At 59.2% G+C, this 21,597-nt stretch carries 14 protein-coding genes; 11 read left to right on the forward strand and 3 right to left on the reverse strand.

The window, feature by feature from the left end; translation table 11 throughout:
• Window positions 1–278: 278 nt before the first annotated feature.
• Window positions 279–1,532, forward strand: coding sequence for a serine hydroxymethyltransferase (glyA, locus tag QLG07_RS09305; RefSeq protein WP_282469088.1), 1,254 nt, complete (start codon window positions 279–281; stop codon window positions 1,530–1,532).
• Window positions 1,533–1,642: 110 nt separating this feature from the next.
• Window positions 1,643–2,779 (forward strand): 3-phenylpropionate MFS transporter, encoded by a 1,137-nt coding sequence (locus QLG07_RS09310; protein WP_048915162.1) that lies wholly within the window; start codon window positions 1,643–1,645, stop codon window positions 2,777–2,779.
• Here QLG07_RS09310 and csiE read toward each other — a convergent pair whose 3' ends face one another.
• Complete coding sequence (csiE, locus tag QLG07_RS09315; RefSeq protein WP_282469089.1) at window positions 2,780–4,045, reverse strand: stationary phase inducible protein CsiE; 1,266 nt, start codon at window positions 4,043–4,045, stop codon at window positions 2,780–2,782.
• A 135-nt stretch (window positions 4,046–4,180) separates the two neighbouring features.
• Between csiE and QLG07_RS09320 the strand changes: the two genes are divergently transcribed.
• Together QLG07_RS09320 and QLG07_RS09325 are read left to right on the forward strand one after the other, a co-directional pair.
• Complete coding sequence (locus QLG07_RS09320) at window positions 4,181–4,825, forward strand: DUF1007 family protein (RefSeq protein WP_282469090.1); 645 nt, start codon at window positions 4,181–4,183, stop codon at window positions 4,823–4,825.
• Window positions 4,816–5,820 (forward strand): nickel/cobalt transporter, encoded by a 1,005-nt coding sequence (locus QLG07_RS09325; RefSeq protein WP_282469091.1) that lies wholly within the window; start codon window positions 4,816–4,818, stop codon window positions 5,818–5,820. Before QLG07_RS09320 ends, QLG07_RS09325 begins: the two co-directional genes overlap by 10 nt.
• Window positions 5,821–5,948: 128 nt before the next feature.
• On the opposite strand, the gene suhB is transcribed toward QLG07_RS09325, so the two are convergent.
• Window positions 5,949–6,752, reverse strand: a complete 804-nt coding sequence (gene suhB, locus QLG07_RS09330) for an inositol-1-monophosphatase (RefSeq protein WP_048915164.1) — start codon at window positions 6,750–6,752, stop codon at window positions 5,949–5,951.
• A 152-nt stretch (window positions 6,753–6,904) separates the two neighbouring features.
• On the opposite strand from suhB, the gene trmJ reads away from it, so the two are divergent.
• The 5 genes from trmJ to sseB all read left to right on the forward strand — a co-directional run bounded on the left by trmJ (window position 6,905) and on the right by sseB (window position 12,016).
• Complete coding sequence (gene trmJ, locus QLG07_RS09335) at window positions 6,905–7,630, forward strand: tRNA (cytosine(32)/uridine(32)-2'-O)-methyltransferase TrmJ (RefSeq protein WP_133625027.1); 726 nt, start codon at window positions 6,905–6,907, stop codon at window positions 7,628–7,630.
• Between the two features lie 168 nt (window positions 7,631–7,798).
• Window positions 7,799–8,296, forward strand: a complete 498-nt coding sequence (iscR, locus tag QLG07_RS09340) for a Fe-S cluster assembly transcriptional regulator IscR (protein ID WP_048915166.1) — start codon at window positions 7,799–7,801, stop codon at window positions 8,294–8,296.
• Window positions 8,297–8,433: 137 nt separating this feature from the next.
• Complete coding sequence (locus tag QLG07_RS09345) at window positions 8,434–9,633, forward strand: IscS subfamily cysteine desulfurase (RefSeq protein WP_048915167.1); 1,200 nt, start codon at window positions 8,434–8,436, stop codon at window positions 9,631–9,633.
• Between the two features lie 205 nt (window positions 9,634–9,838).
• Complete coding sequence (pepB, locus tag QLG07_RS09350) at window positions 9,839–11,128, forward strand: aminopeptidase PepB (RefSeq protein WP_282469092.1); 1,290 nt, start codon at window positions 9,839–9,841, stop codon at window positions 11,126–11,128.
• Between the two features lie 108 nt (window positions 11,129–11,236).
• A complete protein-coding gene (sseB, locus tag QLG07_RS09355) occupies window positions 11,237–12,016 on the forward strand; it encodes an enhanced serine sensitivity protein SseB (protein ID WP_282469093.1) in 780 nt (259 codons plus the stop codon).
• Between the two features lie 92 nt (window positions 12,017–12,108).
• On the opposite strand, the gene sseA is transcribed toward sseB, so the two are convergent.
• The gene (sseA, locus tag QLG07_RS09360) at window positions 12,109–12,963 is read right to left on the reverse strand and encodes a 3-mercaptopyruvate sulfurtransferase (protein ID WP_230049415.1); all 855 of its coding nucleotides are present in this window, start codon (window positions 12,961–12,963) and stop codon (window positions 12,109–12,111) included.
• A gap of 184 nt (window positions 12,964–13,147) precedes the next feature.
• On the opposite strand from sseA, the gene QLG07_RS09365 reads away from it, so the two are divergent.
• Together QLG07_RS09365 and pbpC are read left to right on the forward strand one after the other, a co-directional pair.
• Window positions 13,148–19,108: an alpha-2-macroglobulin gene (locus QLG07_RS09365; protein ID WP_282469094.1), complete on the forward strand. Its 5,961-nt coding sequence runs from the start codon at window positions 13,148–13,150 to the stop codon at window positions 19,106–19,108.
• Window positions 19,105–21,420: a penicillin-binding protein 1C gene (gene pbpC, locus QLG07_RS09370; RefSeq protein WP_282469095.1), complete on the forward strand. Its 2,316-nt coding sequence runs from the start codon at window positions 19,105–19,107 to the stop codon at window positions 21,418–21,420. The genes QLG07_RS09365 and pbpC overlap by 4 nt, the downstream gene beginning before the upstream one ends.
• Window positions 21,421–21,597 lie beyond the last annotated feature (177 nt).

The following is a 21,597-nucleotide window of genomic DNA, read 5'->3' on the forward strand; positions in this document are numbered from 1 at the left end:
ATACATCTTATAGTTTGAAAGGTGTATTGTAAATACACCTTTATTGCTGAGGGGTATTTATCCACAGGGCGCTGGTGGTGGTGGTGAAAAATCTGCAACAGGCAGATGAGGAAAACTCCGCTGTCAGGGAATGAAAAAAAGCGTAAAAAACCCTTGCCAGCCGCGGAGCCAATCGTTTGCGTAAAAAGGCGGCCGTGAAGCTATTCAACAGGGTGCTAAACAGTTTAAACTGTTGCCCATCATTTATTGTTGATAGTCAGTCGAGTCAGGAGATGCAGATGTTAAAGCGTGAAATGAACATTGCCGATTACGATGCCGAGTTGTGGCAGGCGATGGAGCAGGAGAAAGTGCGTCAGGAAGAGCACATTGAGCTGATTGCTTCAGAAAACTACACCAGCCCACGCGTGATGCAGGCTCAGGGATCGCAGCTGACCAACAAATACGCTGAAGGCTATCCGGGCAAGCGCTACTACGGTGGCTGCGAGTACGTCGATATCGTTGAGCAGCTGGCTATTGATCGTGCCAAAGCGCTGTTCGGTGCTGACTATGCCAACGTGCAGCCGCACTCCGGTTCCCAGGCTAACTTCGCGGTTTACACCGCGCTGCTGCAGCCGGGCGACACCATTCTGGGGATGAACCTGGCACACGGTGGTCACCTGACTCACGGTTCCCCGGTTAACCTGTCTGGCAAACTGTACAACGTGATCCCTTACGGCATCGACGAAACTGGCAAAATTGACTACAACGAGCTGGCCGAACTGGCGCAGAAGCATAAGCCGAAAATGATCGTGGGCGGTTTCTCTGCTTACTCTGGCGTGTGCGACTGGGCAAAAATGCGTGAAATCGCTGACACCGTTGGCGCTTACCTGTTTGTTGATATGGCGCACGTTGCCGGTCTGATTGCTGCGGACGTTTACCCTAACCCGGTTCCTCATGCGCATATCGTGACTTCCACCACCCACAAAACCCTGGCGGGTCCACGCGGTGGCCTGATCCTGGCGCAGGGCGGTGACGAAGATCTGTATAAGAAGCTGAACTCTGCTGTCTTCCCTGGCGGCCAGGGCGGCCCGCTGATGCATGTGATTGCCGGTAAGGCCGTCGCGTTCAAAGAAGCGATGGAACCTGAGTTTAAAACCTATCAGCAGCAGGTCGCGAAAAACGCCAAAGCGATGGTAGAAGTGTTCCTGGCACGCGGTTACAACGTGGTTTCCGGCGGTACGCACAACCACCTGTTCCTGCTGGACCTGGTTGACAAGAACCTGACCGGTAAAGAAGCGGATGCCGCGCTGGGCCGTGCCAACATCACCGTTAACAAAAACAGCGTGCCGAACGACCCGAAAAGCCCGTTCGTCACCTCCGGTATCCGCATCGGCTCCCCGGCTGTGACGCGCCGCGGCTTCAAAGAAGCGGAAGTGCGCGAGCTGGCCGGCTGGATCAGCGATATTCTCGATAATATCAATGATGAAGGCGTGAGCGAGCGCGTGAAGAAGCAGGTGCTGGAAATCTGCGCACGCTTCCCGGTTTACGCCTGATAATTTCTCGATTCTGAGAGCGTTATGACAATAACGGGACACGCAAGTGTCCCGTTATTTTTTTGTCCGCAGCAACGGTGTACATTAGCCTCCACTTTGTCGGAGGGAAAATGACGATACGCTCCACCTACTGGCTTGGATTAAGCTACTTCACCTACTTTTTCGCCTATGGCGTCTACCTGCCTTTCTGGGGCGTATGGCTGAAAGAGAGTGGCCTGGCACCCGAAAAAATCGGTCTGCTGCTCGGCTGCGGCATGATTGCGCGCTTTGCTGGTAGCCTGCTGATTGCTTCCCGCGTCACCAATCCTTCCCGCCTGGTCAGTGCGCTACGTCTGCTGGCGTCACTGACGCTGCTGTTTGCGCTGGGCTTCTGGCTGGGTGCCGAGTGGCTGTGGCTGCTGCTGGTGATGGTCGGCTTTAACCTGTTCTTCTCGCCGCTGGTGCCGCTGAGCGATGCGCTGGCCGCCACCTGGCAGCGGCAGATCGCGCTGCCTTATGGCCCGGTCAGGCTGTGGGGATCGCTGGCGTTTGTCATCAGCTCCGCGCTAACCGGCGTGCTGGTCAATATCTTCTCTTATCACGCCATTCTGCTGCTGCTGTGCGCGGGCTGTATCGCGATGCTCGGCGGCATGATGCTGCGCCCGGCGGTCATGCCACTGGGTGCGCAGAAGCCGCTAAGCCATGCGGGCTGGGCGCAGTGGAAGCAGATGCTGAGTGAAAATGCCGTCTGGCGCTTCCTGCTGTGCGTGACGCTGATGCAGGGGGCGCATGCCGCCTATTATGGCTTCAGCGCGATCTACTGGCAGGAAGCGGGCTACTCGTCGAGCGTGATTGGCTATCTGTGGTCGCTGGGGGTGGTGGCTGAGGTGGTGGTGTTCGCCTCCAGCAACCGTCTGTTCCGCCGCTGGCGCGCGCGCGACCTGCTGCTGCTCTCGGGCATTTGCGCCATTGTGCGCTGGAGTTTGCTGGCTTCCTCCACCGAACTGGGCTGGCTGATCCTCGCACAGATCCTGCACTGCGGCAGCTTCACCGTCTGCCACCTGGCGGCAATGCGCTTTATCGCGGCGCGGGAAGGGGGCGAGGTGATCCGCCTGCAGTCGGTGTACTCGGCGCTGGCGATGGGCGGCGGAATTGCACTGATGACGATGGTGTGCGGCGTGCTGTTCCAGCATCTGCAGGGCGGGGTGTTCTGGGTGATGGCGCTGCTGGTGGTGCCGGCGCTGTTCCTGCGGCCGAAAGTGGCCTGATTATGACTCCAGCAGCGCGCGGATACTGTGCTGCTGGTGTTCGCCCAACGGCAGCTCGGCGTGGATCAGCGGCGGTGAGTAGAGCGGCAGCGGCGTGGCATAAGGGGTGATCACCAGCGCAATGCCTTTTGGCGCGCTGTGGCGCTGGAAGTCGGCGACATCCTGATATTTGATATTAAGCGGCAGCAGCGTCAGCTCGCGCAGCTGCTGTTCTACCTGGCGCTCCAAATCCCGGTCATGGCCGGTGAGCAGCAGCACCTGTTTCTCCTGCAGCGCGCTCTCCTGCATCAGCCATGCGCCAAAGATAATCGCAATCAGCCCCATCTCCTCATCGGAAAACTGCAGCCCGTAGTGCTGCTCAAAGTCGGCTATCGCTTCACGCGTGGTGCGCAACAGGCGTGGATACTGCTGCGCCACATCCTCCACCAGCGCGTGATCGATGCCGATAGCAAAATGCGTGCGTTCCACCGCCTGGGCCAGATGGGTGTAGAGCTGCGCGCTGAGCCCGGCCTCGTTGCTGAAGTGCATGCCGGAAAGCGCCTGGAAGCGCTGAATAAGCTGTTCAACCGCCTGCAGCAGCTGCCACTCGTTTTCCCGCTGGCAGTGCTCAGGCAGCGGAATATGCAGCTGGCTGAACATCAAGGCCAGCAGCGCCGGGTCGCCGGACATGGGCTGATAACCGCGCTTCTGCCAGCAGTGGACAATATTTTCGGCCAGCGGGTACTCTCCCTTTTCGCGCAGCCACCGCTGCTGCTGGGGGGTAAAGTCTGTCGGGCAGCGGTGTGCGAGTGAATACTGAAAAACCAGCTGTAAAAAATAGCCGTCGCGCCCGCTGAAATCGCGCGCGAGGTAGAGCGCACAGTGCTGAACCAGCGCGCTGAGATTATGTTCGTCGTACAGGGCTTTATCGACCGTTATGGCCTGCAGCTGGCGGCGCAGCGCGCTGGCAAAATAGCTGCGGGCGAAGTCGGGTGACAGCCGCAGCGTGCGGCGCAGGCTATGCAGCAGGCACAGCCGCTGGTCGAGCTGCGTCCCCTGGATGCGCAACCTTTGGCCGTCCTGCTCAATGGCAAGACGGTGATAACGCTGGATTTCCAGCGCGACCTCCGCTATATCTTGCCGGGCAATGGCAGGATCAACTGCGTTCAGCTGACAAACCGACTCCAGCGTGACAATGGGTTCAGGAAGGCAGAGCATCAAAAGCAGGTGACAGCGGCGCTGCGGACTGGAGAGGACAGAAATTTCTGGTGAGTATGCACTCATCATCTGCGATCCCAGTGACAATTGATTGCGCTAAGAATAGCCCGCGCCGCGCGGTTTGTGACAAATCCGCGCGCTTTTATTCAGAGCTTTTAAGACAGGTCACAAAATTAATCGACAATAGGTGACGTGGAGTTTGATTTGTTACATTATAACAATTTGAAAGCTGGCCTGCTGTGGCTGGCTGCAGGATTTTCGCCCGCTGTTTTGGCGCATCCGCACAGCTTTATCGCTATGCAGACCACGCTGGTCCATCAGGGTGACCAGCTCACCGGGCTGAAAATGCGCTGGGTGATGGATGAAATTACCTCGGCCGACCTGCTGTATGACGCGGGCGAGGCAAAGCCCGACTCGGTGGTGTGGAAAAAGCTGGCGGCGGAAGTGATGGCGAACGTGCTTGGCCAGCACTATTTCAGCGAGTTCTGGCACCAGAAACAGCCGGTAAAGTTTGATAATCTGCCGCCGGAATACCATCTGTCACGCCAGGGGCATAAAGCGGTGCTGGAGTTTATCCTGCCGCTGGCGCACCCGCAGCCGCTGAAAGGCCAGCGCTATCTCTTTTCGACTTTTGACCCAACGTACTTTGTAGATATGTATTACGACTCCGAAAAATCACTGACCGTCCCGCCCGAGCTGGCTGCCCAGTGCAGGTTCCAGCTGCAAACCCCGCAGCCGGATGCCTCCATGCAGGCTTACGCACTGTCGCTGGATAAAGCCGATGCCCCGCCGGAAGAGAGGGATCTTGGCCGCCAGTTTGCCCAGACGGTGACTTTGATATGCCAGTAAACATGCTCAGGGCGCAAACACACGGCGGCTGGCGGGCCTGGCCGCTGTATCTGCTGACGCTAATCGTCATCGCGGCGGGCGTGCTGGTGTGGCACTTCTGGCCGCAGATCCTGTTGCAGAGCATTCTGTGGCAGAAAAGCCTGCATCAACAGATGACCGCGCTGCTGCAGCAGGTTGCCAGCCATCCTCATCAGGCAGGGCTGGCGCTGATGGGCTTCAGCCTGCTGTACGGCGTGCTGCACGCGCTCGGCCCCGGGCACGGCAAAGTGGTGATTGCCACCTTTCTTGCTACCCATCCCACTAAACTGAAAACCAGCCTGCAGCTGACGCTGGCGGCCGCGGTGGTACAGGGAGCGGTGGCGATCCTGCTGGTCACGGTGATGCTGGTGGTGCTGCAACTCTCCTCGCGCCAGCTGCATCTCAGCAGCTACTGGCTGGAGAAGGGCAGCTATCTGCTGGTGAGCGGGCTGGGCTTATGGCTGTGCTGGCGCGCAGGTAAAAAGTTATGGGCTGCACTAAAACCAGCAAGGCGAGGGCTGAGCATCAGGCGTATTGTCACGGCGGATCATCAGCACAGTGAGCAGTGTGGCTGCGGCCATCAGCACGTGCCGGATAGCGCGATGCTGGCGCAGGCGGTGGGCTGGAAAACCAAAGCGGCGGTGGTGCTGTCGATGGGGCTGCGCCCGTGTTCCGGGGCGATCATGATGCTGCTGTTTGCCAAAGTGATTGGGGTTTATGCCTGGGGGGTGTTATCCGCCATTGTGATGGCGCTGGGAACGGCGCTGACGGTGTCGGCGATGGCGCTGGTGGTGCAGATGTCACGCGCGCTGGCGCTGCGTCTGAGCAAAGGCGCTTCCGCGGAGGGATGGCAGACGGTGGCGGTCAATTCACTGGCGCTGCTGGGGGGCGTGTTGCTGGTCATGGCGGGGGTCATGCTGTGGCTGAGTGCGCAGCCTGCGATATCCGGCGGGATTCGCCCGATGTTTTTACGCTGATCCGGTATTAAAAAAGGGTTGACCAGAAAAGCGGTCAACCCCTGTAGGGGCCGATCATTTTTTTCGATCGGCCCGAGGGTCAATCAGTTCGATCGGCCCGTTCAGGAATGCCAGGGCAACGATAGCAATTAACGCTTCAGCGCTTCGCTCAGTTCGTCACGCATATTCGCCAGCATCGCTTTCACCACGCGCGGATTGCCCGCCACGATGTTGCCAGACAGCATATAGCCGTGCCCGCCGGTGAAGTCAGTCACCAGGCTACCCGCTTCACGCACCAGCAGTTCACCGGCAGCGAAATCCCACGGCTTCAGGCCAATCTCGAAGTAACCATCTACGCGACCCGCGGCAACGTAGGCGAGATCCAGCGCGGCAGAACCGGTGCGACGGAAGTCTGCACACTGGGTGAACAGTTTGCCAACGATGTTGATGTAAGGAGTGGCGTGCTGCTTCAGCTTGAACGGGAAACCGGTCGCCAGGATGGTGCCATCCAGATCGCGAGCGCTGCCGCCGCGCAGACGGTAGCCGTTGAGCTGAGCGCCCTGACCGCGTACGGCGCTGAACAGTTCATTACGCATTGGGTCGTAAACCACGGCGACTTCGGTGCGGCCTTTGATGCGCACGGCGATAGAAACACAGAAGTGTGGCAGGCGTTTGATGTAGTTGGTGGTGCCATCCAGTGGATCGATAACCCATTGTACATCCTGGTCTTCGCCCGGCAGTTCACCGCTCTCTTCTGAGATGATGGTGTGCTGTGGGTAAGATTTGCGGATCACTTCAATAATCTGGCGTTCCGCTTCACGGTCAACATTGGTCACGAAGTCGTTGCTGCCCTTCTGGGTGGCTTCGACGGAGTCCGGGGTTTCATAGTGCTTAGCAATTACGTTTCCGGCCTTGCGCGCAGCGCGCACGGCAATGTTGAGCATTGGATGCATATAAGTTTCGTCTCACTGGATGTTAAAGAACGGTATATCATTTAATCTGATATAAAACGGCGCGTAGTATAGCAGGGCATAACGGCAAATGTCCTGAAAATATGTTAGCATCTTCAAATTATCTCTCAGACCGCGAGCAGACCCCAATCCTTATGCTGCAAAATATCCGAATTGTGCTGGTTGAAACCTCTCACACTGGCAACATGGGCTCCGTGGCCCGTGCCATGAAAACCATGGGCTTAACCAACCTTTATCTGGTCAACCCGCTGGTAAAACCGGACTCGCAGGCCATTGCGCTAGCCGCCGGTGCCAGCGATGTGATTGGCGATGCCAAAATTGTTGATACTTTTGATGAAGCTATTGCCGGCTGTAGCCTGGTCGTCGGCACCAGCGCCCGTTCGCGTTCGCTGCCGTGGCCGATGCTGGACCCGCGTGAATGCGGGCTGAAAAGCGTCGCAGAGGGCCAGCAGGCGCCGGTAGCGCTGGTGTTTGGCCGCGAGCGCGTTGGGCTGACCAATGAAGAGCTGCAGAAGTGTCACTACCACGTCGCGATTGCCGCGAACCCGGACTACAGCTCGCTCAATCTGGCGATGGCCGTGCAGGTTATCACCTATGAGGTGCGCATGGCGTACCTGCAGTCGCTGGAAACGGAGCAGACCGAAGCCGTCGAGTCGCCCTATCCGCTGGTTGATGACCTTGAGCGCTTCTATCAGCATATGGAAAAGATGATGATCGGCAGCGGCTTTATCCGCGAAGCCAGCCCGGGCCAGGTGATGAGCAAAATGCGCCGTCTGTTTACCCGCGCCCGCCCGGAGCGTGACGAGCTGAATATCCTGCGCGGAATGCTCTCATCCATCGAGAAGAAGCAGGGCGAGTAAGGGGATAGTGGCGATGAAAATAACAGCATAATACTTGAGTGAATTACTTGGTTAAATAGTTGAGTGTTTTAGTAGGTTAAATACTTGACCAATTTAGTCAGGAATGTCAGACTTGCGTCCATATTTTGTTAACGCCCATCCAGGGTTACAACCGAGGTCGTTTACGCCATGAGACTGACATCCAAAGGCCGTTATGCTGTTACCGCTATGCTCGACGTTGCACTGCACTCTCACGAAGGCCCGGTGCCTTTAGCAGATATTTCAGAGCGTCAGGGCATCTCCCTCTCTTATCTTGAGCAGCTGTTCTCCCGTCTGCGCAAGAACGGTCTGGTGGCAAGCGTACGTGGTCCGGGCGGTGGTTATCTGCTGGGTAAAGCCTCCGATGCTATCGCTGTGGGTGCGGTGATCACCGCCGTTGACGAATCGGTTGATGCCACCAAGTGCCAGGGCAAAGAAGGCTGCCAGGGCGGCGAACGCTGCCTGACTCACGTCCTGTGGCGTGACCTGAGCGAGCGCATCAGCGACTTCCTCAACAACATCACGCTGGCTGAACTGGTTAACAACCAGGAGATCCTGGACGTGGCTGACCGCCAGAACAGCAATGAAATCCGCCGTGCGCCCAATGGCCGCATGCAGGAAACAATAAACGTCAATCTGCGCGCCTGATCGCAGCCAGGGTGAGGCTCTGCCTCGCCACCGGAGATAAATAAAAGGCCTGCCGGGCCTTTTATTCATTTCTGCAGCCGTCAGAATTTCAGGGCGCAGCAGGACGGAGACCACAACCTCCCGGAGCCTAATCAGCAATGAAATTACCGATTTATCTGGATTATTCTGCCACCACGCCAGCCGATCCCCGCGTGGCGGCCAAGATGATGCAGTTCCTGACAATGGACGGCACCTTTGGCAATCCGGCTTCCCGTTCACACCGTTTTGGCTGGCAGTCAGAAGAGGCGGTGGATATCGCCCGTAACCAGATTGCTGAGCTGGTTGGCGCTGACCCGCGTGAAATCGTCTTTACCTCCGGCGCGACCGAAGCCAACAATCTGGCCATTAAAGGCGCTGCCACCTTCCATCAGGAAAAAGGCCGCCACATCGTCACCTGCACCACCGAACACAAAGCCGTGCTCGACACCTGCGCACAGCTGGAGCGTGAAGGGTTCAGCGTGACCTATCTCGACCCGCAGGGCGATGGCACTCTGGATCTCAAACAGCTGCAGGCTGCCCTGCGCGATGACACCGTGCTGGTGTCGATCATGCACGTGAATAACGAGATCGGCGTGGTGCAGGATATCGCCACCATTGGCGATCTGTGCCGCGAGCGCGGGATTATCTTCCACGTTGATGCCACCCAGAGCGTCGGTAAGCTGCCGATCGATCTCAGCCAGCTGAACGTCGATCTGATGTCGTTCTCCGCCCATAAAATCTATGGCCCAAAAGGTATCGGCGCGCTGTACGTTAGCCGCAAGCCGCGCGTGCGTCTCGAAGCACAGATCCACGGTGGCGGGCACGAGCGCGGCATGCGTTCCGGCACGCTGCCGGTGCATCAGATTGTTGGCATGGGCGAAGCCTATCGCATTGCCAGAGAAGAGATGAGCGTTGAGATGGCGCGCCTCGGCGCACTGCGCAGCCGCCTGTGGGCCGGGCTGAACAGCATTGAACAGGTGCAGCTTAACGGCTCGCTGGAGCACGGCGCAGCCAATATTCTTAACGTCGGCTTCCGCTATGTTGACGGCGAGTCGCTGATCATGGCGCTGAAAGATCTGGCGGTCTCGACCGGTTCGGCCTGCACCTCTGCCAGCATGGAACCCTCCTACGTGCTGCGCGCAATTGGCCTGGACGATGAACTCGCGCACAGCTCTATCCGCTTCTCGCTTGGCCGCTTTACCACCGAAGAGGAAGTGGATTACGCTATTGCGCTGGTGCAGAAGTCTATCGCCCGCCTGCGTGAGCTGTCGCCGGAGTGGAAAGCCTTTAAAACCAACGGTGTCGCTCAGAGCAGCTAAACTGACTTATTGTGACGCAGAGAACGGGCCGGAAATTTCTGGCCCGTTTTGCATTGGTGCCACCGCTCAGAGCACCTGACGAAAACATCCCTGACATATTTCTGTTAGTCTGACTCAACAAATTCGAATAGCATCCGTCTGCGCAATAGATCGCAGAGGCCGGGCAGACCCGGTCCACAAGACAAAAATGGTAAGGAGCCATGCGATGACCACCCCGATGAACATTACCCTGTCCACGGCAGCAGCCGACCCACGCTGGGGCGAAAAAGCCACCCTCAGCAGCAATGACGCGGGTATGACAATCCACCTGACCGGCAGCGACCCGCTGGTCACCATCCAGCGCGCGGCGCGTAAGCTTGACGGCCAGGGCATTCGCCACGTTAGCCTGAGCGGCGACGGCTGGGATCTGGAAAGCAGCTGGGCATTCTGGCAGGGCTATAAAAGCCCGAAAGGCGAGCGCGAAGTGCAGTGGCCTGCGCTGAGCGAGGCTGACCAGAAAGAGTTGAACAGCCGCCTGCAGACCATCGACTGGGTGCGCGACACCATTAACCTGCCGGCTGAAGAGCTCGGCCCGGAGCAGCTGGCCACGCGTGCCATCGATCTGCTGTGCGCCGTTGCCTGCGATGACGTCAGCTACCGCATTATTAAAGGCGACGATCTCAAAGCGCAAAAATACATGGGCTTGCATACGGTTGGCCGGGGTTCCACGCGTAGCCCGGTACTGCTGACGCTGGATTACAACCCGGGCGGCAGCGATGACACCCCGGTTTATGCCTGCCTGGTGGGTAAAGGCATCACCTTTGATACCGGCGGCTACAGCCTGAAGCAGAGCGCCTTTATGGACTCAATGAAGTCCGACATGGGTGGGGCCGCCACCCTGACCGGCGCTCTGGCGCTGGCGATCGCTCGCGGCCTGAAAAAGCGCGTGAAGCTGATCCTGTGCTGCGCGGACAATATGGTGAGCGGCAATGCTTTTAAGCTGGGCGATATCATTCACTACCGCAATGGCAAAACCGTTGAAGTGATGAACACCGATGCCGAAGGTCGTCTGGTACTGGCCGATGGTCTGATCGACGCCAGCGCCTTAACGCCTGAGCTGATCATTGATGCGGCTACGCTGACCGGCGCGGCGAAAACGGCGCTGGGTAACGATTATCATGCGCTGTTCAGCTTCGACGATGCGCTGTCTGACTCGCTGATGAGCAGTGCAAAAGGTGAGAACGAACCGTTCTGGCGCCTGCCGCTGGCTGAGTTCCACCGCAGCCATCTGCCGTCGAACTTCGCCGATCTGAATAACATCGCCAGCCCCGCGCACTCGGCCGGTGCCAGCACTGCGGCGGCTTTCCTGTCGCACTTTGTCACTGACTATAAGCAGGGCTGGCTGCACATCGACTGCTCCGCGACCTACCGCAAAGGCGCAGTGGACCAGTGGTCCGCCGGTGCTACCGGGCTGGGCGTGCGCACCGTCGCTAACCTGCTATTAAGCCGCGGATAAGTACCCGGGGCGACCGGAAAAAATGGTCGCCCCCTACACGTATCGTATGATGTCGTAGGGGCGGACCCTGTTTTTCGGTGCGCCCGCTTCTTATTCTGGAATATCTCAATGAACGATCTTAATTCGCGCCTGGAAGAAGTGCTGAAACTGGCCGCTACGGAGCCGGCACACCGCCCGGAGTTTTTCTCGCTGCTGCTGGATGCCAGCGTGGTGGTGCCGGGGGAAAGTGCGCAATCCGGGCAGGCGATTGATGCCAGCACGCCGGTGGATTTACAGCACTGGGAAAAAGAGGACGGCACCAGCATTATCCCGTTCTTTACGTCAGCAGAAGCGCTGGAGCAGGCCGTCAGTGGCGAACAGGCTTACCTGGTGATGCCAGTGCGTACCCTGTTTGAAATGACCCTCGGAGAGGCGCTGTTGCTCAATCCGAAATTGCCGAACGGCAAAGAGTTTTCACCGCGTGAAATTGCCCATCTGCTGGGTGATGACAGTAATGCCCTGAGCCAGCAGACGGTGCTGGAGGGCGGTACGGCGCTGCTGCTGTCGGAGATCGCTGAGCCGCCTGCACAGATGGTGGACTCTCTGACCCAGCTGTTTGCCAAATATAAGTCAGTGCGCCGCGCCTACCTCGCGCATATCAAAGAGCGTGCCGACCAGCCGGCCAACCTGCTGATTGGTATTGAAGCCGATGGTGACGTCGAGGCGATTATTCAGGCGGCGGGCAGCGTGGCAACGGATACGCTGCTGGAAGATGAACCGATTGATATCTGCCACGTTGTAGAAGGGGAGAAGGGCATCAGCCACTTCTTTATTGCCCATATCACCCCGTTCTACGAGCGGCGCTGGGGCAGTTTCCTGCGTGATTTTAAAGTGAAGAATATCGATTGAAATACGGGGATGTTGCGGGCGAACCAAAAAAAGGGTCCGCCCCTACTCGTAGGGGGCGATCCTCTTTTTCGATCGACCCGCTGCGGTCAGCCCTAAATTGAATCATTCACCCGCGGCAGATCCTGGCGCGTGCCCCATTCGCCCCAGGAACCGTCATACAGCGCTACGTTTTTCACGCCCAGGCTGGTCAGTGCCAGAATCACCACGACCGCCGTCACCCCGGAACCACAGCTGGCTATCACCGGCTGCGACAGATCCACCCCCTGCTGGCTGAAAATCTCACCCAGCTCTTGCGCCGGTTTTAAGCGACCTTCGCTCACCAGTGAGTTCCAGGGTACGTTCAGGCTGCCCGGAATTCTGCCACGCAGCAGGCCAGGGCGCGGCTCGTCCACTTCACCGTGGAAACGATTGGCGGCGCGGGCGTCAACGATCTGCGCGCCACCTTCATGGCTGACCAGCAGAACATCGGTGATGCGCTTAATCTCGCCTTCACCCGGTGCCACTTCAAACTCGCCTTCCGGCAGTTCAACCGCACCGCTGGCCAGCGGCAGCTCTGCCTGCTTCCAGCCTGCCAGGCCTCCGGCGAGAATCGACACCTGAGAGACGCCGAAATAGCGCAGCATCCACCAGGCGCGCGGGGCGGAAAACAGATTGCCCTCATCGTAGACCACCAGATGTTTATCGCTGTTCACGCCCAGCTCACGCATCGCCACGGCGAAGGTTTCACCGCGCGGCATCATATGTGGGTAGGGGCTGGTGTGGTCGGACAGCGCTTCAATATCAAAAAGCGGCGCATCCGGCAGGTGTGCTGCCCGGTACTCAGCGCTGAGGTCGCGGGTTTTCTCCTGGCCTGGCGGCAGCATGCGCGCATCCAGAATCTGCACATTGTCATCATCGAGATGCTCCGCCAGCCAGTCAGCGGAAACAAACAGAGAAAGAGTCGTCATAGCGGCCTCGCAGTCAGTCAAAATATGAAGCTGAGTTTCAGCCATTTCATGCGCTATCACAAGGGTAAATCACTGCATTCAGAGCAGGCGCTCAAATCCGGCAAAATGTTGCTGTCGCAGATAGATATTGCACGGATAAACAATTACTCTTTGACCAGTTTTGTTACACGGAAGGTTCTCACCGATGGATGTGCTCAAGTTTCTGCTCCGCCTGCCTTTTATCCTGGTCAACGCGCTGTGCTGGCTGATCTGCCTGCTGCTGCGTTTACTGGGGCGAATTTTGCGCCCGCTGCTGGGCGAGGTTAACTGGCGCGCTCCCGTCTGGGTTGCCCCGCTGAAAAACGGCTTCCAGCGGCTGGAGCAGGGCGTGAACCGCCATCCTAAAGCCATTACCGCCAGCCTGCTGCTGCTGCTGGCGATGGCTGCTGCGGCCTTCTATGGCTGGCACGAGTGGCAGAACCGGCCAAAACCCATTGAGGTTGCGCCGCTGGCCGTCCAGCATAGCCAGGTCAGCGCCGTCGACCCCTCTGCGGTGGATTACAGCCAGGCAAAACCCGCAGTGCAAACCCTCACGCTGCGCTTTAATCAGTCGGTGGCCCCGGTCACGCGGGTGGGCAAAACCGTCACTGACGGCATAACCCTGAAACCGGCCCTGAAGGGCGGCTGGCAGTGGCAGAATGCCTGGACGCTGACCTTTACCCCAGAGCAGCCGCTGCCACTGGGCGCGGGCTACGATGTCACCCTCAAACCGGAAACCCTGCTGGCGCCCCAGATCCGCATCGATAAAACGGACTACCACTTCAGCACCCCGGTCTTCGACTATCAGGTGGCTTCTACCGAGTATTATCAGGATCCGCAGGACAGCAGCCAGCACAGCGCCATCTTCAATATTAAATTTAACGCGCCTGCCGATGTGCAGAGCGTGGAGAAACAGCTGTCGCTCGGGCTGACCAGTGCCAAAGGTCAATCTGAGCAGCCGCTAAAATTCAGCGTCACCTGGGATGAAAAGAAACTGAACGCCTGGGTGCGCTCTGCGCCGCTGCAGCCGATGGATCATGGCGGCTTCGTTCATCTTAAGGTGAATGGCAGCGTGAAGTCCTCGCACCCCGGCAATGACGCCGGGCGCAAAGCCGAAGCCTGGGTGACGGTGCCGAATCTCTACAGCCTGAGCGTCAGCGATATCAGTGCGATGGTGGTCGATAAAGCGGGCAGCCAGGGCGAGCGCGCGCTGATCCTCTCCTTTAGCGATGCGGTGCGCGACAGCGATATTAATAAAGCGGTTCGGGTCTGGCTGCTGCCGCAGCACGATCCGCGCCATCCTGATGAGCAAGAGACTCACTGGGATCGGCAGCAGGTCGATCAAGCGGTCATCAACCAATCAGCACCGCTGCCGCTCAGCCTGAACGATGCGGAAGAGGGCTATCAGCCGCAGTTCAGCTTTAAATTTGATGCCCCGGCCAGCCGTTGGCTGCTGGTGGAGGTCAATGCCGCCATGACCTCCAGCGGCGGCTATAAAATGCCGGAAAAAGTCTGGCGCGTGGTGCAGGTGCCGGACTATCCGCAGCTGCTGCGCTTCGCCGCCGAGGGATCCCTGCTGTCCGTGAAGGGGGATAAGCGCATCAGCGTGGCCGCGCGCAACGTGCCGGGCCTGCGGGTTGATATCAAACGCGTGATCCCCAGCCAGCTACAGCACATTGTTTCGTTCAAAAGTCGTGAATTCGCTTCGGCCGATTTCAATCGTCTGAACGATGAATACTTTACCGAGCACTTCCGCTACCAGACGGCGGTCAATAATAGTCACCCGGGGGAGGTGAGCTATCAGGGCGTTGATCTGTCGCGCTACCTCTCGACTGACGCCAAATCGCATCGCGGCATTTTCCTGCTGACCTTATCGCAGTGGACACCGGGTCAGAAGGATCAGCAACCTGCAGAAGATGAGTACCAGGAGGAGGACGCTGCCGCAGAGAGTGTGGGTGATTCACGCTTTGTGGTGGTGACCGATCTGGGCATTATTGCCAAGCGCTCGCAGGATAAGACTCGCGATCTGTTCGTGCAGTCGATAGGCAGCGGCGAGCCGGTTGCGGGCGCTCAGGTATCGGTGGTGGCGAAAAACGGTGAGAAGATAATGAGCCGCGTCACCGGCAGTGATGGTCACGTCAGCTTCCCGTCGCTGGAGGTTTACACCAACGAGCGCCAGCCAGTGATGTTCCTGGTGGAAAAAGAGGGGGATGTCTCCTTCCTGCCGACCGGGCGCGACAACGATCGCGGCCTCGATTTCTCCCGCTTTGACGTCTACGGTGATGCCACGCCTGACGATAAGCGCACGCTCAGCAGCTATCTGTTTTCAGACCGCGGCGTTTACCGCCCTGGCGATACCTTTAATATCGGCCTGATTACCCGTGCCGCCGACTGGGCCGTCCCGGTGACGGGGGTGCCCGTGCGGGCAGAAATTCATGACCCACGCGACAAGCTGATGCGCACCGTGCCGTTGACGCTGACGGCGAGCGGCTTCAACGAGCTGAGCTTTACCACGGCAGAAAACGCGCCGACCGGCGAATGGAATATCTACCTCTATCTGCCGGGCAAGGATGAAGACTCTACGCGCCTGCTTGGCAGCACCTCGGTCAACGTCAAAGAGTTCGAGCCGGACCCGCTGAAGGTTAAGCTGACGCTGACGCCAGACCAGCAGCAGGGCTGGGTGAAGCCGGACCAACTGAAGGCCAGTATCGACGTGCAGAATCTGTTTGGTACCCCGGCGCAGAAGCTGCGCGTGGCGTCAAAACTGACTCTGCGCCCGGTCTATCCGGCCTTCGATCGCTATGCCGATTACGCCTTCTATGAAGCGCGATCCGCCAGCGACGGCTATGAGACCGAGCTGGAAGAGAGCACCACCGATGACAAAGGCCAGGCGGCCATCAAGCTCGATCTCAGCGCATGGGGCGAGTCAACTTATCAGCTGCAGCTGCTGTCCGAAGCCTTTGTCGCGGGCAGCGGTCGCTCGGTGGCTGCGACCGCCCGCACGCTGGTCTCGCCATATGATTATTTGATCGGCGCGAAGGCCGATGGCGACCTGGGTTATATCCGTCAGAATGCGCTACGCAACGTTAACCTGATCGCCATTAATCCGGCGCTGGATACCATTGCGCTCAGCGGCCTGAAGCTGCAGCTGCTGCAGCAGAAATATCTGTCGGTGCTGACGCGACAGGAATCCGGCGTGTATAAATACCAGTCGAAGCTGAAAGAGATCCCGGTTTCTGAGGTCGCGCTCGATCTGCCTGCCAGCGGCCATAGCCTGGCGCTGGCGACCGACAAGCCCGGCGATTACGTGCTGGTGGTGCAGGATGCGAAAGGGGCAGTGCTCAACCGCATCGCCTATAGCGTGGCAGGGGAAGCGAACCTGACGCGCTCGCTCGACCGCAATGCCGAGCTGAAAATGAAGCTGGATCGGGCCCAGTATCTGCCAGGTGATGAAATTGAAGTGGCGATCAACGCGCCCTACACCGGCAGCGGGTTAATCACCATAGAGAAAGACCGCGTCTACAGCTGGCAATGGTTCCATACCACCACCACTAACTCAGTGCAGAAGATCCGCATTCCGTCAGAGCTGGAAGGTAACGCCTATATCAACGTGCAGTTTGTGCGTGATATCAACTCCGACGAGATATTTATGAGCCCGCTGAGCTATGGCGTAATGCCGTTCAAAATCAGCAATGCGGCGCGCAAAAACAGCCTTAGCCTGACCAGCCCTGAGTTGCTGAAGCCAGGGCAGAACCTGACCATTGATGTCAAAACCGATGGCCCACAGCAGGTGGCGGTGTTTGCGGTAGATGAAGGGATCCTGCAGGTGGCGCGCTATCGCCTGACCGATCCGCTCGACTACTTCTTCCGCAAGCGCGAACTGAGCGTGGAAAGCTCACAGATCCTCGACCTGATCCTGCCGGAGTTTAGCAAACTGATGTCGCTGACCTCGGCACCGGGCGGTGACGGGGCAGAAGGGATGGATCTCCACCTCAATCCGTTCAAGCGCAAGCGTGACAAACCGGTGGCTTACTGGTCCGGCATCACCGAAGTCAACGGCATCAGGCAGTTTACTTATCCGCTGCCGGACTACTTCAATGGCAAAATCCGCGTGATGGCGATTTCGGTCACGGCGGATAAAATCGGTAAAGCGCAGACCGCCACTACCGTGCGTGATGACTTTATCCTGACGCCGAACGTGCCGTCGATGGTGGCGCCGGGCGATGAGTTTGACGTCAGCGTTGGGGTGAGCAACAACCTCAGCGGCCAGAGTGCAGAGCCGCTGCCGATTGCGGTGCAGCTTACGCCACCGCCGCAGCTGGAAGTGGTCGGCAGCGCGCAGCAGTCGCTGAGCCTGGCCGCCAAACATGAAGGCATGGTGAGTTTCCGCCTGCGGGCCAAAGCCGAACTGGGCGATGCACCGCTGCAGTTCAGCGCCAGCTTCGGCGACAAAACCAGCCGGCGCACCATCAGCACCTCGGTACGCCCGGCGATGCCGTTCCGCGTCCAGACGGTGATGGGGCGCATGAACGGTAGCAGCCAGCAGGTCGACAACCTGCGCCAGATGTTTGGCGCTTACGCTCAGCGTCAGGCCGCAGTGTCGAACTCGCCGCTGGTGCTGACCCGTGGATTAGCCAGCTATCTGGCTGACTACCCGTACTACTGCTCCGAACAGATTGTCAGCCAGTCGATCCCGCTGCTGTTGCAGAGTGAGCACCCGGAACTGCGCGGCGCGCTGGATGCAGATAAAGTGCGTCAGCAGCTGAAGGGCATTCTCGACGTGCTGCGCTCGCGCCAGAACGCTGACGGCGGAATTGGCCTGTGGGTGGCTTCACCGCAGGTTGACCCGTTTGTTACTCCTTACGTGGTGCAGTATCTGCTGGAAGCACGCGCCGCAGGCTACCCGCTGCCCAGCGGGATGTTGGAGGAGGCTAACGTGGCGCTGCGCACCCTGGCGGCCAGCGGTTATGAAGATCTCTATCACCTGCGTCTGCGTGCCTGGGCGGTCTATCTGCTGACGCGCCAGGGTGAAATCACGACCAGCGCGCTGGCTTCAGTACAGGAGACGCTGCAAAAGCGCTTCCCGCAGAGCTGGAGTTCCGATCTCAGCGCGCTCTACCTGGCCTCGTCGTGGAAGTTACTGAAAGCCGATGATGAAGCCAACCGCCTGCTGCAACCGACCTGGCAGGCGCTGAGCAAATCCTGGGATAACAGCTGGTGGAGCAATAACTATTACGATCCGCTGGTGACGGACGCCACGCGGCTGTATCTGATTACCCGCCACTTCCCGGAGAGAGTCTCCGCCGTGCCGCCGCAGGTACTGGAGAATATGGTGCAGGCGCTGCGTGAACAGCGCTACACCACCTTCTCCGCCGGGATGAGCATTCTGGCGCTGGAGAGCTACTCCGCACAGGTGGCGCAGCAGAACGATCCGGCCGCGCTGAGCATTAGCCAGCAGGAACGCGGCAGCAAAGTGCCGCAGCTCATCTCCACGCTGCAGGGCCGCTTCGCGCAGGGGCAGTTCACTGCGGCTGCCAGCGCCGTGCAGTTCAGTAATCAGGGCGATGCACCTGCCTGGTATGTGGTCACTCAGGCAGGGTACGATCGGGCTGCACCGCAGCAGGCGGTGGCGAAAGGGCTGGAGATTAGCCGGGATTATACCGATGCCGCAGGCAAAGAGGTCAGCAAGGTGACGCTGGGGCAGACGATTAACGTGCGCCTCAAGATCCGCGCCAATGCAAACCAGGCGCTGAGCAACCTGGCGATAGTCGACCTGCTGCCGGGCGGTTTTGAGGTGGTGCAGCAAACGCTACCCGCGCCGGAAAACGACGCTGAAGAGCCGTCGGGCGAAACCTCTTCCGCCTGGCAGTCTCCGCTGGCGGCCAATGGCTCCACCTGGTCGCCGGACTACAGCGATATTCGCGAAGATCGGGTCATTATTTACGGTAGCGCGACGAAAGATCTGCAGGAGTTTGTCTACCAGATCAAAGCCACCAACACCGGCAGCTTCACCATCCCGCCAGCCTATGGTGAAGCGATGTACGATCGCGATATTCAGGCGATGTCGGCGGCGCAGGGGAAAATCGAGGTGGTGGCGGCTGAAGCACCGTCTGCAGCGTCACGATGAAACGCCTGCTGCAAAATCTGGCAGTAGCGCTGGGGCTGCTGGCGCTGCTGCTAATCGGTTTTCGTCTGTGGCCTCACCCGCCGCTCTCGCAGGGCATCCCACTCTCTACCGCCTGGTATGACCGCCACGGTACGCTGCTGCGCCTCTCGCTTGCCAGCGACGACCGCTATCGACAGTGGACGCCGCTGGAGCAGGTTTCTCCGCTGGCGGTGCGTGGGCTGCTGCTGCATGAGGACCGCTGGTTCTGGTACAACCCCGGTTTTAATCCCCTCAGTCTGGTGCGCGGTTTCTGGCGCAGCTATGTGGCGGGTGGGCGGCTTCAGGGCGGCTCCACCATCACCATGCAGCTGGCGCGCATGCACTGGCAGCTGAATACCCGTTCGCCCGGCGGCAAGCTGATGCAGGTGCTGCGCGCCGTGCAGCTCGAGCTGAGCTACTCCAAACACGATATTCTCGAAGCGTATCTCAACGCCGCGCCCTATGGCCGCAACATCGAAAGCATCGGCGCCGCCAGCCTGATCTATTTTGCTAAACCGCCGTCTCAGCTGACGCTGGCCGAAGCCCTGACTCTTGCGGTACTGCCGCAGTCGCCGAGCCTGCGCATGAATCCGCGCAGTGACGAAGCCAGCCCGCCGTTGATGCAGGCCCGAAACCGCCTGTTTCAGCGCTGGCAGCAGCATTATGCAACGGATGCCAGCCAGCGAGCGCTGTTCAGCCTGCCGCTGGCGCTGCGCCAGCCGCAGGATTTGCCGTTTATCGCGCCGCATTTTATTGAGCAGCTGCAAAATGGAGAACGTCAGCCGCGCGTTGACACCACGCTTGATGCCGGGCTGCAGCGGCTGGTGGAGCAGCAGGTGCGGGCGTTTATCCGGCGCAATCAGAGTCGCGGCATTCATAACAGCGCCGTACTGCTGGTGGATACGCGCGACATGGGCGTACGCGCGCTGGTCGGCTCGGCGGATTATTACAACCGGCAGATTCAGGGGCAGGTTAACGGCACCACCGCCAAACGTTCACCGGGCTCAGCACTCAAGCCGTTTATCTACGCGCTGGGCATGGAGCAGGGCGTACTGCACCCGATGACGGTGCTGAAGGACGTGCCTTCATCATTTGGCAGCTATGCGCCGGAAAATTTTGACCGCCGCTTTCTCGGCCCGGTTACCGCCACCGATGCACTGAACTTCAGCCGCAATATTCCGGCGGTGGCTATTGCCTCGCAGCTGCGCCAGCCCGGCTTCTATCAGTTCCTGCAGCTGGCCGGCGTCAGCAATATGGCGAGTGAAAAACATTATGGTCTTTCGCTGGTGCTCGGCGGCGGGGAAGTGACGGCGCAGGAGCTGGCTAAGCTGTACGCCATGCTGGCAAACCGTGGCGAACTGCGCGACCTGCGCATGCGCGAGCAGGCACCTGTGCCGCCGGCCTTTCGCCTGCTGAGTGAGGAGGCCAGCTTTATGACGCTGGACATTCTGCGCCAGCATCGTCGCCCGGGTGACACTCTGGCGCAGCGGCCCGCGTCACTGCCGGTGTACTGGAAGACCGGCACCTCCTGGGGATTCCGCGATGCGTGGAGCGTCGGGATTTTCGGTCCGTACGTGCTGGTGGTGTGGCAGGGTAACTTTGCCGGGCAGGGCAATGAGGCCTTTGTCGGGGTGGAAGCGGCCGCACCGCTGTTTTTCAATATCATCGACAGCGTGGTGGCGAGCTACCCCCAGCTGAAAGAACCGCAGCACCGTTTCCCGCCGCAGCTGAAAAGGGTGGAGATCTGTCTGCCGAGCGGCAACCTGCCAACGCAGTGGTGTCAGCAGCGCGGGCGCAGCTGGTTTATTCCCGGCAAATCGCCGATCAAAGTCGACACGGTTTACCGCCCGCTGCGCATCGATAACCACAGCGGTGAGGTGGCCTGTGCGCCGTGGGACCCGCAGCAGACGCACGTTGAGGTGTTTGAGTTCTGGCCCTCTGACCTGGCGAACGTTTTCGCGCTGGCAGGGTTACCGAAACGCCAGCCGCCCGCTACGCAGTGCCAGCAGGGCGCCGTGGGGGGAGACGCGCCGCGCATCACCTCGCCGCAGAAAAACATCACCTATACGCTGCGCCAGTCGCAGCAGGGGCGTGACAAACTCAGCTTTAGCGCGGTGACGGATGCCGACAGCAGCAGCGTCTACTGGTTTATCGACGATATCTTCCTCGGCAGCAGTGCCAGTAAAGTGCCGCTCGACTGGCGGCCAACAAGGCCGGGTAAATACAGAGTCCGTGCGGTGGACGATCGCGGGCGTGCCGACAGCCGTCTGATTCATGTCGAATTAATTCGTTAATTTCAGACAGAACCCTGGCCGCAGTGATGGTCATCATTCGCCGCGCTGCGTAAAATAGCGCCAGCTGGGGCAAATTTCCCGCGATGGTGGTCGAGTTTTTCAATAAATTATTGAATCTTCGATAGGCATCCATCGCGATGCCCCCTATAATCTGCGGCCATTTTCCCGGCCGGGAAC

The organism is Erwinia sp. V90_4, from assembly GCF_029967685.1.
In the GTDB taxonomy this organism is placed as follows: Bacteria; Pseudomonadota; Gammaproteobacteria; order Enterobacterales; family Enterobacteriaceae; genus Erwinia; species Erwinia aphidicola.

What these genes read in the sequence shown, in the direction of transcription:
- glyA (WP_282469088.1), top strand. Translation starts at nt 279, where the DNA reads ATGTTAAAGCGTGAAATGAACATTGCCGATTACGATGCCGAGTTGTGG.
- pbpC (WP_282469095.1), top strand. Translation starts at nt 19,105, where the DNA reads ATGAAACGCCTGCTGCAAAATCTGGCAGTAGCGCTGGGGCTGCTGGCG.
- QLG07_RS09310 (WP_048915162.1), top strand. Translation starts at nt 1,643, where the DNA reads ATGACGATACGCTCCACCTACTGGCTTGGATTAAGCTACTTCACCTAC.
- pepB (WP_282469092.1), top strand. Translation starts at nt 9,839, where the DNA reads ATGACCACCCCGATGAACATTACCCTGTCCACGGCAGCAGCCGACCCA.
- sseB (WP_282469093.1), top strand. Translation starts at nt 11,237, where the DNA reads ATGAACGATCTTAATTCGCGCCTGGAAGAAGTGCTGAAACTGGCCGCT.
- csiE (WP_282469089.1), bottom strand. Translation starts at nt 4,045, where the DNA reads ATGATGAGTGCATACTCACCAGAAATTTCTGTCCTCTCCAGTCCGCAG.
- QLG07_RS09325 (WP_282469091.1), top strand. Translation starts at nt 4,816, where the DNA reads ATGCCAGTAAACATGCTCAGGGCGCAAACACACGGCGGCTGGCGGGCC.
- suhB (WP_048915164.1), bottom strand. Translation starts at nt 6,752, where the DNA reads ATGCATCCAATGCTCAACATTGCCGTGCGCGCTGCGCGCAAGGCCGGA.
- QLG07_RS09345 (WP_048915167.1), top strand. Translation starts at nt 8,434, where the DNA reads ATGAAATTACCGATTTATCTGGATTATTCTGCCACCACGCCAGCCGAT.
- trmJ (WP_133625027.1), top strand. Translation starts at nt 6,905, where the DNA reads ATGCTGCAAAATATCCGAATTGTGCTGGTTGAAACCTCTCACACTGGC.
- sseA (WP_230049415.1), bottom strand. Translation starts at nt 12,963, where the DNA reads ATGACGACTCTTTCTCTGTTTGTTTCCGCTGACTGGCTGGCGGAGCAT.
- iscR (WP_048915166.1), top strand. Translation starts at nt 7,799, where the DNA reads ATGAGACTGACATCCAAAGGCCGTTATGCTGTTACCGCTATGCTCGAC.
- QLG07_RS09365 (WP_282469094.1), top strand. Translation starts at nt 13,148, where the DNA reads ATGGATGTGCTCAAGTTTCTGCTCCGCCTGCCTTTTATCCTGGTCAAC.